This window comes from Burkholderia sp. COPS, assembly GCF_019425585.1.
GTDB classification, from domain to species: domain Bacteria; phylum Pseudomonadota; class Gammaproteobacteria; order Burkholderiales; family Burkholderiaceae; genus Burkholderia; species Burkholderia cepacia.
In genome coordinates this window covers 351,353-364,977 of sequence record NZ_WIXR01000009.1, presented here as the reverse complement: position 1 = coordinate 364,977, position 13,625 = coordinate 351,353, and the positions used below count along the sequence as shown (strand labels likewise).

The window sequence follows — 13,625 nt, the reverse complement described above, 5'->3', positions numbered from 1 at the left end:
CAGGAATGGAGACACGCATGACACATTGCCCCCTTCGCTTCGCCACCCGGCTCGCCACGGCCGCCGCTGTCGCACTGGCATCGCTCGGCACGACGGCGCCGGCCGATGCCGGCACGCTGACGATCAACATCGCGTTCAAGGGCGCCAGCCAGCGCGCGGTCTGGCAGTCGACGCTCGACGCGTTCCACAAGGCGCATCCCGACATCGACGTGAAGGCGACCTTCGTCGACGAGGAAGCGTACAAGGTGCAGCTCCCCGCCTGGCTCACGACCGTCGCGCCGGACGTCGTGAACTGGCACGCCGGCGAGCGGATGGCGTACTACGCGAAGCGCGGGCTGTTCGAGGACCTGAGCGGCGACTGGACGAAGAACGGCTGGGGCGCGATGTATGCATCGACGCGCGACGCATCGTCGTACAACGGCAAGCAGTACGCGGCGCCGACCGTCTACTACTCGTGGGGGCTGTTCTACCGCAAGGACCTGTTCCGCAAGGTCGGCATCGCCGACGAGCCGAAGACGTGGGACCAGTTTCTCGACGCATGCAAGAAGCTGAAGGCGGCCGGCATCACGCCGGTCGCGATCGGCGGCCGCGACGCGTGGACCCTCGCCGGCTGGTTCGACTATCTCGACCTGCGCCTGAACGGCAACGCGTTCCACCAGCAGCTGATGGCCGGCGACGTGCCGTACACCGACCCGCGCGTGAAGAAGGTCTACACGACGTGGAAGTCGCTGATCGACGCGGGCTACTTCATCGACAACGCGCTGTCCTACGATCTCGACGGCGCCCAGCCGTTCCTGTTCCAGGGCAAGGCCGCGATGATGCTGATGGGCACCTTCATCGCGGCGGGATTTCCGCCGAACGTGAAGCAGGAAATGGGCTACTACCGCTTCCCGATCATCGACCCGAAGGTGCCGACCGCCGAGGATGGCCCGGTCGAATCGCTGCATATCCCGACGAAGGCGAAGAACAAGGCCGACGCGCACACGTTCCTCGCGTTCGTCGAAACACCCGAGATGGGCGCGAAGCTCGCGGAAGGCCTCGGTTCGCTGTCGGCCAACAGCAAGTCGCCCGAGCCGGCCGATCCGGTCTCGCGCATCGGCTTCCGGATCCTGGCCGACACGAAGGGCGGCGTCGCGCAGTTCTACGACCGCGACATGACGAAGGAAATGGCCGACGAGGGGATGAAGGGGATGCAGCAGTTCCTCGCGAATCCGGCGCAGCTCGATACGGTGCTCGCGCAGCTCGAACAGACTCGCAAGCGGATCTACAAGAAGTAATGCCGTGACCCGCGCGGCGGTGCTCCGCCGCTGCGGCTGTCCCATCGTTCGCTCGTTCAGGAGCCCTGCCGTGTCCAGTCCGATTTCGTCCCGACACCTCGAGCCGCCCGCCGCGCCGCCGGAACCGCCGCACCCTCGCGCGCCCGCCGCGGTTTCCGCTGTTGCACTACCCGCGCGCCGCCCGTCGCCCGCCGTGCGGCGGCAACGGCGTGCTGCGTGGCTGTTTCTCGCGCCGGCCTGCGCGATGGTTGCCGTCTATGTGATCTGGCCGATCCTGTCGACGCTGTGGCTGAGCCTGTACAACTGGGACGGGATGACCGAGCGCACGTTTGTCGGTCTCGCGAACTATGCGGAGCTGCTGCAAGCGCCGACGTTCTACACGGCGCTGCGCAACAACGTAATCTGGCTCGCGCTCTTCATGCTCGCGCCGCCGCTCGGCCTCGCGCTCGCGCTGTACCTGAACCAGGCGGTCGCCGGCATCCGGCTCGTGAAGTCGCTGTTCTTCGCGCCGTTCGTGCTGTCGGGTGTGGTCGTCGGCCTGATCTTCTCGTGGTTCTACGATCCGACGTTCGGCCTGCTCGCGCTGATCGCCGGGCACGGCATCCCGGTGCTCGGCGACGCGCGCTACGCGACGTTCGGCATCGTGTTCGCCGCGCTGTGGCCGCAAACCGCGTACTGCATGATCCTGTACCTCACCGGCCTCACGTCGCTCAATCCGGAACAGATCGAAGCCGCACGCATGGAAGGCGCGCGCGGCTTCGCGCTGCTGTGGCACGTGGTGCTGCCGCAACTGCGGCCGACCACCTTCATGGCGATCGTCGTCACGGTGATCGGTGCGCTGCGCAGCTTCGACCTGATCTCGGTGATGACGAGCGGCGGCCCGTTCGAGAGCTCGACCGTGCTTGCGTATTACATGTACGACCAGGCGATCAAGTACTACCGGCTCGGCTATTCCGCGTCGATCGCGGTCGTGCTGTTCGCGATCATGCTCGTCTACATCGTGTTCCAGTTGCGCCGCCTGCTGCGCAACGAGCAATGACCTTCCGGGGATGCCTTCATCATGTTTCCGACACCCGTTGCCCAATGGAAGCCGGTTTCGCGCCGGCTGTACAAGCTGTCGCTGCCCGTCGCGCTCGTGATCTGGCTGCTGCCGATGATCGCCGTGTTCGTCACGTCGGTGCGCTCGACCGAGGAACTCGTCGAAGGCCACTACTGGGGCTGGCCGCGGCACTTCTCGATGATCGAGAACTATCGCGATGCGCTGACCACGTCGCCGATGCTGCATTACTTCTGGAACAGCGTGCAGATCACGGTGCCGTCCGTGCTTGGCTCGATCGCGCTCGCGGCGATGGCGGGCTTTGCGCTTGCGACCTACAAGTTTCGCGGGAGCACGGCGCTGTTCGGCACGTTCGTCGCGGGTAATTTCGTGCCGGTGCAGGTGCTGATGATTCCGGTGCGGGACTTGTCGCTGCGGCTCGGCGTGTTCAATACGGTCGAGGCGCTGATCCTGTTTCATGTCGCGTTCCAGACGGGGTTCTGCACGCTGTTCCTGCGCAACTTCATCAAGCAGTTGCCGTTCGAGCTGATCGAGGCGGCGCGGATCGAAGGAGCGGGGGAATGGACGGTGTTCTGGCGGATCGTGTTGCCGTTGATCCGGCCGGCGTTGGCCGCGCTGGCGATTCTTGTTTTTACGTTCGTGTGGAATGACTACTTCTGGGCGCTGTGTCTCACGCAAGGCGATGAGGCCGCGCCGATCACGGCAGGGGTCGCCGCGTTGAAGGGGCAATGGACGACGTCGTGGAATCTCGTGTCGGCCGGGTCGATTCTGGCGGCATTGCCGTCCGTCGCGATGTTCTTCGCGATGCAGAAGCATTTTGTGGCGGGGCTGACGTTTGGAGCGACCAAAGGCTGAACGCGCGCAGCCCTGCGTATTCGTATCTCCCCCTCTGCATCGAGAGGTTGCCCGCTTCGGCGGGCTTTTTTTATCTTCGCGGATCGGGATGGATGTCGCCAAACGATCTGCAAGCGATCATTACGGTGACGCGACGAAATTCTTTATCGATTTTATTTCGAATTTCGCCAAATCATATTCAGCCCACGAAACCGGACAAAGCGAAGCAGCCGTTTCGAAATTTCTCATTGCGTCCTCCACCTTGCCGGCCATCATATTCGCTTCCCCGATATAAGTCTCGGCTTCACATTGACGTGCCCCGGGAGGCACGGCATCACCCTTGGCCGCTGCCGTCCTGAGTTGGTCGGCATCCATTTTCGACAGGAAGAAATCGATGACCGGGCGAGGCCACGATTCCTGATTCCGCAATCTCGAAGATTCGCCGTCCAGGCTCACCCGGTCATCCACTCCGTGCCGTTGCGATGCCAGGTGCTTCCAGATCAGCATGTATGCGACATCTTCGGAACTGCTGTTTTCGCTGTTGTTGTCCAGCCATGCATTGGCTTCACGCAATGCGGCCGCATAATTCTTTGTATAGAAATTCAGCTTCACGTCATTCAAGACAGCATCCCAATCTTGCGGATCGAGTTGTAGCGCCTTGTTCAAATTTCGGCGGGAGTCGTCGTACCTTTCCATCGACATATACACTTGGCCGAGATTCACGTAGGTCGTCGACGCATTTTTATCCGCGGCCAGCGACTCGTTCAATTTGTCGATGGCGACCTGATACAACCCCATATCTGCGAAGGCCATTGCATAACTGTCTTTTGCGGCGATGCTCCCGGGGTCGAGTTCCAACGCCTTTTTCAGGTCCAGGAGAGCATGATCGAAATCCAGCATTAATTTATATGAACCCGCCCTGTGTACATAGGCACCCGGATCCGACGGATCGATATTAATTGCCCCCGTAAAGGCGACTACGGATTTTTCATACTTGTTCGACAAGTAGTATCCAAGACCCGCGAACCTGTATAGATAGGACGCAAGCCTGTAATTTTTTCCCGCGTCGTTTATTATTTTCGCCGCAGCCAAGGCATCATCCGCGGAATTTTCCCGCTCGTGGATCTTGTCGTATGCAAGACTTCTCCCTACCAGCGCGTCAAGAAAAAGCGGATGCAAGTTGAGCGCCGCGGTGTAATAGCTGATGGCTAGCGGGTAGTTTTGGGCTTTTTCTGCTGCCTGCCCACGTTGAGCGAGCGTGACAGCTGTCTGTTGCGCGCTTGTTGAATCGACCGTCGCCGGTACGAGCGAGGGATCAGTGGTTACCGTTTTGCCGGGCTCGCTAGCCAATACCTCGGTCATTGGAACCAAAATCAACAACATTGCCGAGACGACGGAGAGAAGCGATCGATTCATAGGTCGGTTGTAACGATTGAGCGCGTGGTTCAAGCAGCGTACGTGGCATCCGGCGGCCGCGATGATCGACAGAGAATGGCGCCGCCCGCCGGATAGTATCGATTATTACGCGATGGCCGCGAATGGAATGGGCCCACCTGTCTCGGCGCAAGCACCGTTGCCGCGCAATCGCAGTCGGAGCCCGCTTCTTCGAGGCCTTTGCCGTACTCGACGAAGCTTTGCAGTTCTTGTTCGGCCGGTTCACGCGCAGGCGCGAGCATGCGCGCGGTTGCTCGACACCGCCGGGCCGTGTCGGACGAGGCGTTGCAGCAGCGGCTGCGCAAAACCCGCCGTTTTGCCCGTGACGGTCTCGGCCGCGGCCATGACGTACTCGCCCCTCGGTGCGGCAGGAATCGCCTCGGCCCGCACCGGCTCGGGTGTCTGGCAATCGAGGCCCTGCAGATGACGCAGCAGAGGCTCGATCAGGCCAGGCGAGGCAAATGACATGGACGTACTCCGGGCTAAAGCCGCAATTCCAGTGATTACGGCGCAGGTTGCGCCCCGCCGCGCAGCCGCACATCAACCGCCCCGATATTCTTCTCGTGCGCCACCAGCATCAACGACAGTGCGTGATGCATGTCCCGATCGGCGAGCGTCGGCAGCAACGCCTGCAGCTTCCGCACGACCCAGCGCTGGCCACGATTCAGGAACGCCAACCGCCCAGCCAGATCGTCGATCGCCATTGCCTTCTCGTAGAACACGCCGGTCGCACGCGTCGGTTCCGCATCGAGCGACCGGATCGCATCGACGAGCACGCTGCACCAGTGCGTGTCGTCCTGGCGAATATGGGCGATCAGCCGGTGCAGTTCGGGATCGTCGCTCACCTCGGCCGCCATTTCGGATGCGACACGTGCGCCTGCGCGCTCGGCCTCCAGCAACTCGTCAAGCGTCGCCACCAGCGCGGCGCGGTCTTCATGCGGAGTCAGATCGGCGCGGGCGTCAGGCCCGTCGCCATGCGTCGGAATCGACATGCAGCACCCTCCTGTCAGGATCGATGGCGTAATACGTGCGACGGTACACGGCGCGTGTTGCACGAACGTGCAAATCAGCGCGTGCCTCGTGCCATATACGTCACATCATGATGCAACAACCAATCAACCCGCATCGCCAACGCACGTCGCTTGATGGACGTCATGACACGAACACACCGGCGCCTGCTCAAGTCCACCCTTCAAGCCGCAACGTCGACCGCACGAGCCGCTGCTCCTCCTGCTCGATCTCCCTCAGATATTCGACGCACTGGCGGATATGCTCGCTCGCCGCCTTGCGCGCCTGCTCGGGCAGCCGCCCGGTCACCGCGTTATAGAGCCGTGCATGCTGGCGATCGATCTGCTTCTTCAACGGCTCGCGGTGATAGAGGTTGTTCACCGACGCAAACACCGAACTCAGCAGCAGATCCGTCAGCGACTGCAACGTATTCACGAGCACCGGGTTATGCGACGCCTCGCAAATCGCGAGATGAAACGCGTGATCGAGCTTCGCGCGCGCGACCGGGTCGAGATCCTGCGCATCGGCGGCGGTCATCTCGTCATAACGACGCTTGATCAGGATGAAATCGGCGGACGTTCCGCGCAGCGCCGCCAGCCGCGCGGCCTCCGTCTCGAGCATCCCGCGCACTTCGAACAGGTCGTACAGCGTGCGCGGCTGCGAGCCGAGCAGATGCATCATCGGCGAGACTTCGCGCTGCGGGGTCAGGCTCGCGACGAACGAACCCTTGCCGTGCGTCGTCTCGATGATCCCGCGCGCACGCAGCAACTTCATCCCTTCGCGCACGGCCGTGCGCGACACGCCGAGCTTTTCGGTCAGCCGCCGTTCGGACGGCAACGCCTGCCCGGCCTTCAGCACGCCGTCGACGATCAATTGCTCGATCCGCTCGGCGACGACATCGGCGACATTGCGCGCCGGCGCTTGTCGATCCTGCATTTCCATACTGGTATGACCACTTTGGACGGATGTCGCCGATTTTCTCATAAACCCTTGTCGTGATTGGCTTTTACGTCAAGACCCACCCCGCCTTCACGGCACACTTCGAAAAACTGGTATGACCACGACCGCGACGTATGGACACACACCGGCCGGCCGCCAAGAATGCCGTCCATCCGGCGCGTCGCGCATCCCGCGGCCGCCCGCATGGTGAAGAGAGTGGAGACGGAGACACACGATGAGTTTCACCTACGACGAACGGATCGACGGCCCGCTGGCGACCGTCGGCCGCGACACACTCGTCGCCGCACTGCACGCGGCGGCGCCAGGCCTCGACGTGCTGCACGAGCGCGAAGCGCTCAAGCCGTTCGAATGCGACGGCCTCGCCGCCTATCGCACGGTACCGCTCGCGGTCGTGCTGCCCGACACGGTCGAGCAGGTGCGCGCAGTGCTGCGCGTCGCCGCCGCGCTCGGCGTGCCGGTGGTCGCGCGCGGCGCGGGAACCGGGCTGTCGGGCGGCGCGATGCCGCTCGAAAAAGGCCTCCTGCTCGTGATGGCGAAGTTCAACCGGATTCTCGACATCGACCCCGATGCCGGCGTCGCGCGCGTGCAGCCCGGCGTGCGCAACCTCGCGATCTCGCAGGCAGCCGCGCCGCACGGCCTCTACTACGCGCCCGATCCGTCGTCGCAGATCGCATGCTCGATCGGCGGCAACGTCGCCGAGAACGCGGGCGGCGTGCACTGCCTGAAATACGGGCTCACGGTGCACAACATCCTGAAGATCGAGATCCTGACGATCGACGGCGATACGCTCACGCTCGGCGCCGACGCGCTCGACGCACCCGGCTTCGACCTGCTCGCATTGTTCACCGGCTCGGAAGGGATGCTCGGCATCGTCACCGAAGTGACCGTGAAGCTGCTGCCGAAGCCGCCGAGCGTGAAGGTGCTGATGGCGAGCTTCGACGACGTCGCCGAAGCCGGTGCCGCCGTCGCGCGGATCATCGGCGCGGGCGTGATCCCCGGCGGCCTCGAGATGATGGACAACCTCGCGATCCGCGCGGCCGAGGATTTCATCCACGCGGGTTATCCGGTCGACGCGCAGGCGATCCTGCTGTGCGAACTCGACGGCTCGCCCACCGACGTCGACGAAGATGCCGAACGCGTCGCCACGCTGCTGCGCGATGCCGGCGCCTCGGAGATCCGTGTCGCGCGCGACGAGGCGGAGCGCCAACGCTTCTGGGCCGGCCGCAAGAACGCGTTCCCGTCGGTCGGCCGCATGTCGCCCGACTACTACTGCATGGACGGCACGATCCCGCGCCGCGAGTTGCCGCGCGTACTCGAAGGAATTGCCGCGCTGTCCGCCGAATACGGGCTGCCGGTCGCGAACGTGTTCCATGCCGGCGACGGCAACATGCACCCGCTGATCCTGTTCGACGCAAACCGCCCCGGCGAACTCGACCGCGCGGAAGCGCTGGGTGGAAAGATCCTCGAGCTGTGCGTCGCGGCGGGCGGCAGCATCACCGGCGAGCACGGCGTCGGGCGCGAGAAGATCAACCAGATGTGCGTGCAGTTCAACGCCGACGAAATCACGTTCTTCCACGCGGTGAAGGCCGCGTTCGATCCGCAGGGCCTGCTCAATCCCGGCAAGAACATCCCGACGCTGCACCGCTGCGCCGAATTCGGCGCGATGCACGTCCATCACGGCAAGCTGCCGTTTCCCGAACTGGAGCGTTTCTGATGCGACGCGAAATCGAATCGATCGACGACAGCGCGACACTCGTCGCCCAGGTCGACGCGGCGATCCACGACCGCCAGCCGCTGCACATTCGCGGCGCCGGTACCAAGGCGTTCCTCGGCCGCGCCGTCGAAGGCCGCACGCTCGACGTGCGCACGCATCGCGGCGTCGTGTCCTATGACCCGACCGAACTCGTCGTCACCGCGCGCGCGGGCACGCCGCTCGCCGACCTCGAGGCGATGCTCGATTCGGCCGGCCAGATGCTGCCGTGCGAGCCGCCGTCGTTCGGCGGCGCGGCCACGGTCGGCGGCATGGTCGCGGCGGCGCTGTCGGGCCCGCGCCGCCCGTGGGCCGGCGCGGTGCGCGACTTCGTGCTCGGCTGCCGCGTGATCACCGGCCACGCGAAACACCTGCGCTTCGGCGGCGAGGTGATGAAGAACGTCGCGGGTTACGACGTGTCGCGGTTGCTCGCGGGCAGCTTCGGCTGTCTCGGCGTCGTGACCGAGGTGTCGCTGAAGGTGCTGCCGAAGCCCCGTGCGACGTGCGATCTCGCGTTGCCGCTCGCAGTGGACAAAGCCGTGCAGCGCGTCGCCGCATGGCGGCGCGCGGGGCTGCCGCTCGCGGGCGCCTGCCACGCGGACGGCGTGCTGCGCGTGCGGATCGAAGGCGGCGAGGGCTCGGTGAAGGCCGCTCGCGGCACGATCGGCGGCAACGCCATGGACAACCATGACGATGCGTTCTGGGCACGGCTGCGCGACCTTGCGCTGCCGTTCTTCGACGACCCGCGCCCGCTGTGGCGCGTGTCGGTGCCGGCCGCCGCGCCGCTCGACGCCCTGCCCGGCGCGCTGCTGGCCGACTGGGGCGGCGCGCAGCGCTGGCTGAAAAGCGACGCCGCACCGGCCGACGTGCAGCGGCTCGCCGCGCAATGGGGCGGGCACGCGACCTGCTTCACGCCGGGCACGACGCACGAGCCGTTCCAGCCGCTGCCGCCCGCGCTGCTGCGCGTGCACCGCCAGCTCAAGGCACAGCTCGACCCGCATGCGATTTTCAATCCCGGCCGCCTGTACGCCGATTTCTGACGCGACCCCGATCCCGACCCGCCGATGCAAACCAATCTCAGCGAAGCAAGCAAGGCCCTCGCCCGGGCCGACGAAGCGGAAGCGATCCTGCGCGCGTGCGTGCACTGCGGCTTCTGCAATGCGACCTGCCCGACCTACCAGGTGCTCGGCAACGAGCTCGACGGGCCGCGCGGGCGCATCTACCTGATCAAGCAGCTGCTCGAAGGCGAGCCGTGCGGCGAACGCACGCAGCGGCATCTCGACCGCTGCCTGACGTGCCGCAACTGCGAGACGACCTGCCCGTCCGGCGTGCGTTATCACACGCTGCTCGACATCGGCCGCGCGGAAGCCGAAAAGCGTGCGCAGCGGCCCGCGCGCGAGCGCCTGCTGCGCGCGGGGCTGCGGCACGTCGTGCCGCGCCCGGCAACGTTCGCCGCGTTGCTGAAGGCCGGCCGCGCGCTGCGCCCGCTGCTGCCCGGCACGCTGCGGGACAAGATCCCGGCCGCCGTGCCCGCGGCCGCGCCGCGCCCGCCCGTGCGCCACGCGCGGCGCGTGCTGATGCTCGAGGGCTGCGTGCAGCCGTCGCTGTCGCCGAACACCAATGCGGCCGCCGCGCGCGTGCTCGACCGGCTCGGCATCAGCGTGAGCCCGGCGCGCGAGGCCGGCTGCTGCGGCGCGACCGAATATCACCTGAACGCGCAGGATGCCGGCCTCGCCCGCGCACGCCGCAACATCGACGCATGGTGGCCCGCGATCGAAGCGGGCGCGGAAGCGATCGTGCTGACGGCAAGCGGCTGCGGCGCGTTCGTGAAGGAATACGGCGACCTGCTGCGCTCCGACCCCGTCTACGCGGAGAAGGCGCGGCGCGTCAGCGCGCTCGCGCGCGACCTCGCGGAAGTGATCGCGGCCGAGCCGCTCGACGCGCTGGCCGAATCGACGCCGCGCCGCATCGCGGTTCATTGCCCGTGCACGCTGCAGCACGCGCAGCGGCTCGGCGGCGCGGTGGAAAACATCCTGACGCGGCTCGGCTTCGATCTGACGAATGTCGCCGACGGCCATCTGTGCTGCGGTTCGGCCGGCACGTATTCGCTGACGCAGCCCGAACTCGCGACGACGCTGCGCGACAACAAGCTCGACGCGCTCGAAGCCGCACGCCCGGACCTGATTGTCACGGCCAACGTAGGCTGCCAGACTCACCTGAACGGCGCAGGCCGCACGCCGGTGCGCCACTGGATCGAGCTCGTCGACAACCATCTCGTCAACTGACCTGATTCCGGAGGATCTCCATGCAGACGAAACCCGAACTCGAACTGGCCGATGCCGACCGCATGCTTGCCGCCGCCCGCGCGGAAGCGGAACGCCACGGCTGGGCCGTGTCGATCGCCGTCGTCGACGACGGCGGCCACCTGCTCGCGTTTGCACGCCTGGACGGCGCATCGCCGGCCAGCGCCTGTATCGCGCAGGACAAGGCGCGCGCGGCGGCGCTCGGCCGGCGCGAGACGAAGGCGTATGAGGATATGATCAACGGTGGCCGCACCGCGTTTCTCAGCGCGCCGCTGACGGGGTTGCTCGAAGGCGGCGTGCCGGTCACCGTCGGCGGCCGGATCGCGGGCGCGATCGGCGTGTCTGGCGTAAAGTCCGAACAGGACGCGCAGATTGCCCGCGCCGGCACACAAAGCGTCGCGACATAACCAGCCAAACCGCGCGCGCATTTTTCCCCGGGAGGATTAACGATGATCGACCAAGCAGGACTGCAAGTCGCGCCAGCGCTGAGCCAGTTCATTGAAAACGAAGCGTTGCCGGGCACCGGCATCGACAAGGCCGCGTTCTGGAGCGGTTTCTCGGCCCTGGTGCACGACCTGGCGCCGCGCAACCGCGAGCTGCTCGCGGAACGCGACCGCCTGCAGCAGGAACTCGACACCTGGCACCGCGCGCACCCCGGCCCGGTGCGCGACCACGCCGCGTATCGCGCATTCCTCGAACAAATCGGCTACCTCGTGCCGGTCCCGTCGAACGTCGCGGCAGCCACCGCGAACGTCGACAGCGAGATCGCGACGCAGGCCGGCCCGCAGCTCGTCGTGCCGCTGTCGAACGCGCGTTATGCGCTGAACGCCGCGAACGCCCGCTGGGGCAGCCTGTACGACGCGCTGTACGGCACCGACGCACTGCCGGAAGACGGCGGCGCCGAACGCACCACGGCCTACAACCCGACGCGCGGCCAGCGCGTGATCGACTACGCGCGCAACGTGCTCGACAACGCGGCGCCGCTCGCGAGCGGCTCGCACCGCGACGCGCTGCGCTACCGCGTGCAGGACGGCCAGCTTGCCGTCGAAACCGCCAAGGGGATCGTCGGCCTCGCGCAGCCGGCGCAGTTCGTCGGCTACCAGGGCGCGGCCGACGCGCCGTCCGCGATCCTGCTGAAGCACAACGGCCTGCACCTCGAGATCCAGATCGACGCATCGACGCCGATCGGCCGCGCCGATCTCGCGAACGTGAAGGACATCGTGCTCGAAGCCGCGGTCAGCACGATCATCGACTGCGAGGATTCGGTCGCGGCGGTGGACGCCGACGACAAGGTCCAGCTCTACCGCAACTGGCTCGGCCTGATGCAGGGCACGCTGGTCGAGGAAGTCGCGAAGGGCGGCAAGACCTTCACGCGCCGCCTGAACGCCGACCGCGAGTACACGACGCCCGACGGCGGCACGCTGTCGCTGCACGGCCGCTCGCTGCTGTTCGTGCGCAACGTCGGCCACCTGATGACCAACGGCGCGGTGCTCGACCGCGACGGCAACGAGATTCCGGAAGGGATCCTCGACGGCGTCGTCACGGTGCTGTGCTCGCTGCACGACCTGAAGGCGAAGCGCAACTCGCGCACCGGCTCGATCTACATCGTGAAGCCGAAGATGCACGGCCCGGTCGAAGTCGCATTCGCCGATACGCTGTTCGCGCGCATCGAGGATCTGTACAACCTGCCGCGCAACACGCTGAAGATGGGCATCATGGACGAGGAGCGCCGCACCAGCGTGAACCTCGCCGCGTGTATCGCCGCCGCCGCCGCGCGCGTCGCGTTCATCAACACCGGCTTCCTCGACCGCACCGGCGACGAGATGCACACCGCGATGGAAGCGGGCCCGATGATCCGCAAGGGCGACATGAAATCGTCGGCGTGGATCCAGGCGTACGAGCGCAACAACGTGCTCGCGGGCCTGTCGGCCGGCCTGCGCGGCCGCGCGCAGATCGGCAAGGGCATGTGGGCGATGCCCGACCTGATGCACGCGATGCTCGAGCAGAAGATCGCGCATCCGCGCGCCGGCGCGAACACCGCGTGGGTGCCGTCGCCGACCGCCGCGACGCTGCACGCGCTGCACTACCACCTCGTCGACGTGCAGGCCGTCCAGCAGGAACTCGAGAAGACGCCGTACGCGAGCGAACGCGACACGCTGCTCGAAGGGTTGCTGACCGTGCCGGTCGTCGAGCGTGCCGAGTGGAGCGAAGCCGAGATCCTGAGCGAGGTCGAGAACAACGCGCAGGGCATCCTCGGCTACGTCGTGCGCTGGGTCGAACAGGGCGTCGGCTGCTCGAAGGTGCCCGACATCCACGACGTCGGCCTGATGGAAGACCGCGCGACGCTGCGCATTTCGAGCCAGCACATCGCGAACTGGCTGCGCCACGGCGTGATCACCGAGGCGTTCGTGCTCGACGTGTTCAAGCGGATGGCGCGCGTCGTCGACCAGCAGAACGCCGGCGACCCGAACTATCGCCCGATGGCGCCCGGCTACGACCAGTCGACCGCGTTCAAGGCCGCATGCGCGCTCGCGCTGCAGGGCACGTCGCAGCCGAGCGGTTATACCGAGCCGCTGCTGCACCGGTTCCGGCTCGCGTTCAAGGCGCAACAGCACGGCGGATAAGCACGGCCGTGCGGCGGGTTTCCGGCGTGCCGGGAGCCCGTATGACGGGAGCCCGTACGCCGGGCTTCACGAAACGGGCGGCCGCAACGGCCGCCCGTATTCATTTTCGCGTTCGCACGGCTGTTGAAACGAATAATCGGCGCATATCGATACCTTCATTTTTTTACTCGCCTGCCGTTAACCCGATGGAATCGGCGGCCGCGCGCGCGGCGGTTTCGCCGCTCATGCCGTACAGCCTTGCGCCGGAACGCTTTGCCGGATATTCGCAAGCCCGGGAATTCACTGAAACTTGATCCGGATCAACGGCCCGCAACATTTTTCGCGCGCGCGAACGCGCGCGTTATACTCCGTTGAATTCACACTGCCGATTCGTCGGAT

11 protein-coding genes and 2 pseudogenes are annotated in these 13,625 nt (G+C 65.9%); 9 read left to right on the top strand and 4 right to left on the bottom strand.

Annotated elements, in window-relative coordinates; translation table 11 throughout:
* Positions 1-17: 17 nt before the first annotated feature.
* The 3 genes from FOZ70_RS07590 to FOZ70_RS07580 all read left to right on the top strand — a co-directional run bounded on the left by FOZ70_RS07590 (position 18) and on the right by FOZ70_RS07580 (position 3,189).
* Positions 18-1,277 carry an extracellular solute-binding protein gene (locus tag FOZ70_RS07590; RefSeq protein ID WP_219705378.1) on the top strand — a complete coding sequence of 420 codons (1,260 nt, stop codon included), beginning with the start codon at positions 18-20 and terminating at the stop codon, positions 1,275-1,277.
* Positions 1,278-1,347: 70 nt separating this feature from the next.
* Entirely contained in the window at positions 1,348-2,316 is a 969-nt protein-coding gene (locus tag FOZ70_RS07585) for a sugar ABC transporter permease (RefSeq protein ID WP_059857175.1), read from the top strand.
* Between the two features lie 21 nt (positions 2,317-2,337).
* Positions 2,338-3,189: a carbohydrate ABC transporter permease gene (locus tag FOZ70_RS07580; protein WP_027790229.1), complete on the top strand. Its 852-nt coding sequence runs from the start codon at positions 2,338-2,340 to the stop codon at positions 3,187-3,189.
* A gap of 120 nt (positions 3,190-3,309) precedes the next feature.
* On the opposite strand, the gene FOZ70_RS07575 is transcribed toward FOZ70_RS07580, so the two are convergent.
* The 4 genes and pseudogenes from FOZ70_RS07575 to glcC form a co-directional block, all read right to left on the bottom strand.
* Positions 3,310-4,584: a tetratricopeptide repeat protein gene (locus FOZ70_RS07575; protein WP_219705375.1), complete on the bottom strand. Its 1,275-nt coding sequence runs from the start codon at positions 4,582-4,584 to the stop codon at positions 3,310-3,312.
* Between the two features lie 188 nt (positions 4,585-4,772).
* Positions 4,773-5,070, bottom strand: a pseudogene (locus tag FOZ70_RS07570) (DEAD/DEAH box helicase); the annotation flags it as partial.
* A gap of 35 nt (positions 5,071-5,105) precedes the next feature.
* Positions 5,106-5,531, bottom strand: a pseudogene (locus tag FOZ70_RS07565) (DUF6306 domain-containing protein); the annotation flags it as partial.
* A gap of 250 nt (positions 5,532-5,781) precedes the next feature.
* Positions 5,782-6,552 (bottom strand): transcriptional regulator GlcC, encoded by a 771-nt coding sequence (glcC, locus tag FOZ70_RS07560; protein ID WP_219705371.1) that lies wholly within the window; start codon positions 6,550-6,552, stop codon positions 5,782-5,784.
* 232 nt (positions 6,553-6,784) lie between these two features.
* Between glcC and glcD the strand changes: the two genes are divergently transcribed.
* Genes glcD through FOZ70_RS07530 form a run of 6 tightly spaced genes read left to right on the top strand, consistent with a single transcriptional unit; the run spans position 6,785 to position 13,540 of the window.
* Complete coding sequence (gene glcD, locus FOZ70_RS07555; protein ID WP_219705368.1) at positions 6,785-8,284, top strand: glycolate oxidase subunit GlcD; 1,500 nt, start codon at positions 6,785-6,787, stop codon at positions 8,282-8,284.
* Positions 8,284-9,360, top strand: coding sequence for a glycolate oxidase subunit GlcE (gene glcE, locus FOZ70_RS07550; RefSeq protein WP_219705365.1), 1,077 nt, complete (start codon positions 8,284-8,286; stop codon positions 9,358-9,360). Before glcD ends, glcE begins: the two co-directional genes overlap by 1 nt.
* A 24-nt stretch (positions 9,361-9,384) precedes the next feature.
* Positions 9,385-10,605 carry a glycolate oxidase subunit GlcF gene (glcF, locus tag FOZ70_RS07545; RefSeq protein ID WP_219705362.1) on the top strand — a complete coding sequence of 407 codons (1,221 nt, stop codon included), beginning with the start codon at positions 9,385-9,387 and terminating at the stop codon, positions 10,603-10,605.
* Positions 10,606-10,625: 20 nt separating this feature from the next.
* Complete coding sequence (locus FOZ70_RS07540) at positions 10,626-11,030, top strand: heme-binding protein (RefSeq protein WP_048023940.1); 405 nt, start codon at positions 10,626-10,628, stop codon at positions 11,028-11,030.
* A gap of 42 nt (positions 11,031-11,072) precedes the next feature.
* The gene (locus FOZ70_RS07535; RefSeq protein WP_059651479.1) at positions 11,073-13,247 is read left to right on the top strand and encodes a malate synthase G; all 2,175 of its coding nucleotides are present in this window, start codon (positions 11,073-11,075) and stop codon (positions 13,245-13,247) included.
* Between the two features lie 41 nt (positions 13,248-13,288).
* Positions 13,289-13,540: a hypothetical protein gene (locus FOZ70_RS07530; RefSeq protein WP_219705359.1), complete on the top strand. Its 252-nt coding sequence runs from the start codon at positions 13,289-13,291 to the stop codon at positions 13,538-13,540.
* Positions 13,541-13,625: the final 85 nt, after the last annotated feature.

What these genes read in the sequence shown, in the direction of transcription:
- FOZ70_RS07590 (WP_219705378.1), top strand. Translation starts at nt 18, where the DNA reads ATGACACATTGCCCCCTTCGCTTCGCCACCCGGCTCGCCACGGCCGCC.
- FOZ70_RS07575 (WP_219705375.1), bottom strand. Translation starts at nt 4,584, where the DNA reads ATGAATCGATCGCTTCTCTCCGTCGTCTCGGCAATGTTGTTGATTTTG.
- glcE (WP_219705365.1), top strand. Translation starts at nt 8,284, where the DNA reads ATGCGACGCGAAATCGAATCGATCGACGACAGCGCGACACTCGTCGCC.
- glcF (WP_219705362.1), top strand. Translation starts at nt 9,385, where the DNA reads ATGCAAACCAATCTCAGCGAAGCAAGCAAGGCCCTCGCCCGGGCCGAC.
- glcD (WP_219705368.1), top strand. Translation starts at nt 6,785, where the DNA reads ATGAGTTTCACCTACGACGAACGGATCGACGGCCCGCTGGCGACCGTC.
- FOZ70_RS07540 (WP_048023940.1), top strand. Translation starts at nt 10,626, where the DNA reads ATGCAGACGAAACCCGAACTCGAACTGGCCGATGCCGACCGCATGCTT.
- glcC (WP_219705371.1), bottom strand. Translation starts at nt 6,552, where the DNA reads ATGGAAATGCAGGATCGACAAGCGCCGGCGCGCAATGTCGCCGATGTC.
- FOZ70_RS07535 (WP_059651479.1), top strand. Translation starts at nt 11,073, where the DNA reads ATGATCGACCAAGCAGGACTGCAAGTCGCGCCAGCGCTGAGCCAGTTC.
- FOZ70_RS07530 (WP_219705359.1), top strand. Translation starts at nt 13,289, where the DNA reads ATGACGGGAGCCCGTACGCCGGGCTTCACGAAACGGGCGGCCGCAACG.
- FOZ70_RS07580 (WP_027790229.1), top strand. Translation starts at nt 2,338, where the DNA reads ATGTTTCCGACACCCGTTGCCCAATGGAAGCCGGTTTCGCGCCGGCTG.